At 65.7% G+C, this 3,282-nt stretch carries 3 protein-coding genes; all 3 read left to right on the forward strand.

From position 1 onward, the window contains the following. A partial coding sequence (locus tag HLUSI_RS26315) for a methyl-accepting chemotaxis protein (RefSeq protein WP_016832089.1) occupies positions 1-1,071 on the forward strand: 1,071 nt, incomplete at its 5' end. 70 nt (positions 1,072-1,141) lie between these two features. Continuing rightward, on the forward strand, positions 1,142-3,040 hold the full coding sequence (mutL, locus tag HLUSI_RS0100495) for a DNA mismatch repair endonuclease MutL (RefSeq protein WP_016832090.1): 1,899 nt from the start codon (positions 1,142-1,144) through the stop codon (positions 3,038-3,040). A 1-nt stretch (position 3,041) separates the two neighbouring features. Beyond that, positions 3,042-3,282, forward strand: a 241-nt coding sequence (locus tag HLUSI_RS0100500) for an isopentenyl transferase family protein (RefSeq protein WP_330987091.1), incomplete at its 3' end; no start/stop codon positions are given.

The raw sequence follows: 3,282 nt of genomic DNA on the forward strand, positions 1-3,282 counted from the left end.
GCCGCCGCCGACATGCTGGCGAGCGGCGACCTGACTGCACGCGTGCGCGTCAGCGATGGCCAGCAGGATGAAATCGGCCAGTTGATGCGCGCCGTCAACGGCATCAGCGAAGGCCTCGCCCATGTGGTCGCCGACGTGCGCCAAGGCACCGAGCAGATCACCACGGCCTCCAGCGAAATCGCCACCGGCAATCTCGACTTGTCGAGTCGCACCGAACAGCAAGCCGGTTCGCTGGAAGAAACCGCCTCCGCCATGGAAGAACTGACCTCGACCGTGAAGCAGAACGCCGACAACGCCGGCCAGGCCAACCAGCTCGCGCTGTCCGCCTCGGAAGTGGCCTCGCAAGGCGGCGCGGTGGTCGGCAAGGTGATCGACACCATGGGATCGATCAATGAATCCTCACGCAAGATCGTCGACATCATCAGCGTGATCGACGGCATCGCCTTCCAGACCAACATCCTCGCCCTGAACGCTGCGGTGGAAGCCGCACGCGCCGGCGAACAAGGCCGCGGCTTTGCGGTGGTCGCCTCGGAAGTGCGCAGCCTGGCGCAACGCTCGGCCGCCGCCGCCAAGGAAATCAAGGGCCTCATCGACGACTCGGTCGAGAAGGTCGAAGCCGGCAGCAAGCTGGTGGAACAAGCGGGCGCCACCATGGGCGAGGTGGTTGCCAGCGTCAAGCGCGTGACCGACATCGTCGGCGAAATCAGTTCGGCCAGCCAGGAACAACGCGCCGGCATCGAGCAGGTCAACCATGCCATCGTGCAGATGGAACAAACCACGCAGCAAAACGCCGCACTGGTGGAACAAGCCGCCGCCGCCGCGCAATCATTGCAAGACCAAGCGCACAAATTGACCGCGTCGGTCAGCACCTTCAAGCTGGACGAAACGCATGCCATGGAATTCGGCGCTGCAGGAACTGGAACTGCAGCCCCGGTGCGCAAACTCGTCGCCAGGACGTCTCCCGCGCCGAAGCCGGCTGCTGCGCCGAAAGCCGCGCCCGTCGCCAAACTCCCGCCTTCCGGGAAATCCCTGCCGGCGCCATCCAAAGACGACGACTGGGAACAGTTCTGAGCCTGGCCGTCATTAGCCGGCACAGCCGGCTCAGGGATTGCCCCGAGCCGGCTGGCGGTATAATCGCCGGATGAACGCACCAGATCGCCCGTCCCGCCCTCTTCGCCCGATTCAGGCCCTGCCCGACCAGCTGATTTCACAGATCGCTGCCGGCGAAGTCATCGAGCGTCCTTCCGCCGTCGTCAAGGAATTGCTGGAGAACGCGCTTGATGCCGGCGCCACGCACATCACCGTGCGCCTGGAGCAGGGCGGCGTCAAACGCATCGCCATTACCGACAACGGCCGCGGCATCCCGCCGGAACAGATGCCGCTGGCGCTGGCGCGTCACGCCACCTCCAAGATCGCGTCGCTGACCGATCTGGAAAACGTCGGCACCCTGGGTTTTCGCGGTGAAGCGCTGGCCTCGATCGCCTCGGTCGCGCAGCTGACACTGACCACGCGCACCGCCGACGCCGCGCACGCCTGGGAAATCATCGGCTCGCAGGAAGGCAGCGTCGTGCCCGCCTCCGGCGCGCCCGGCACCACCATCGACGTGCAGGATCTGTATTTCAATACGCCGGCGCGGCGCAAGTTCCTGAAATCCGAACAGACCGAGTACGGCCACTGCGCCGAAGTCGTGCGCCGCATTGCGCTGGCGCGTCCGGACGTGAGTTTCTCGTTGTCGCACAACGGCAAGACGGTGGACCACTGGAACGTCGGCGAATTCGCCAAGCGTAGCGCCCACATCCTCGGCGACGAATTCGCCAACGCCCGCCTGCCGCTCGACGAGAGCGCCGGCCCCTTGCGCCTGCACGGCTTCGTCGGCCTGCCCACCGCCTCCAAGGCGCGCGCCGATGGCCAGTACTTCTACGTCAACGGCCGCTTCGTGCGCGACAAGCTGCTGGTGCACGCAGTGCGCGCCGCCTATCAGGACGTGCTGCACGGCGACCGCTATCCGTCATACGCGCTGTCGCTTGATCTCGATCCGGCGCTGGTTGACGTCAACGTCCATCCGTCCAAGATCGAAGTGCGCTTCCGCGACAGCCGCAGCGTGCATCAATTTGTTTTCCACGCGGTCAGCCGCGCGCTGGCTGCGACCTCGGCCACCTCCTTCGGCAACGCGCCGGCGCCGCAAGCCGCGAGCAACGGTCCGCTGCCGTGGATGCGCGACCAGCAAGGGCAGCCTCAGCCGCAGTACCAGAACGCGTTCGGCGCACAGCTGCGGCCGAATTTCTCCGCCGGTAATTTTGGCGTGGCGCAGAACACGGCTGAATACGGGGCGATGTTCCAGCCCGGCGTGCAGACCAATCTGGACATGGCGTCGACCTTTGGTAGCGAAGCAGCGCCGGGCGCTTTCGTCATGCCTGTCTCGGCCGGGGCCCCCATGCAAACGCTGCCGGCCGACGACTTCCCGCTCGGCTTCGCGCTGGCGCAACTGCATGGAATCTACGTGCTGGCACAAAACAGCAAGGGTCTGGTGGTGGTCGACATGCACGCCGCCCACGAGCGCATCCTGTATGAGCAACTGAAGAATGCGCTCGACGACAACAGCATGTTCGTGCAACCGCTGCTGATCCCGGTGACCTTCTACGCCGACGCCGTCGAGGTCGGCACCGTCGAAGAGCATCAGGAAACCCTGAGCGCACTCGGCTTCGACATCGCGGCGATGTCGCCGACCACGCTGGCCGTGCGCGCGGTGCCGGCGCTGCTCAAGAACGCCGATGCCCAGACGCTGGCGCGCGACGTGTTGCGCGACGTGCGCGAATTCGGCGGCTCGCGCGTGCTGCTGGAGCGCCGCAACGAGCTGCTCGGCACGCTGGCCTGCCACACGGCCGTGCGCGCCAACCGCAGCCTGACCGTACCGGAAATGAACGCGCTGCTGCGCCAGATGGAAGCCACCGAGCGCGCAGACCAGTGCAACCATGGTCGCCCGACATGGAGCCAGCTGGCCCTGTCCGACATGGACAAACTGTTCCTGCGCGGTCAATAGGATGCTTGCTCCACCAGTAGTACCCTTGGCACCCCTTGCGGTCGCCATCATGGGACCGACCGCTTCCGGCAAGACCGCGGCGGCGCTGGAAATCGCCAGACACATCCCCTGCGAAATCATCTCGGTCGATTCGGCGCTGGTGTATCGCCAGATGGACATCGGCACCGCCAAGCCCAACGCCGAAGAACTCGCGAGCGTGCCGCACCACCTGATCGACATCCTCGACCCGACCGAAGCCTATT

Origin of the sequence: Herbaspirillum lusitanum P6-12 (assembly GCF_000256565.1) — a bacterium.
Lineage (GTDB): Bacteria > Pseudomonadota > Gammaproteobacteria > Burkholderiales > Burkholderiaceae_D > Herbaspirillum > Herbaspirillum lusitanum.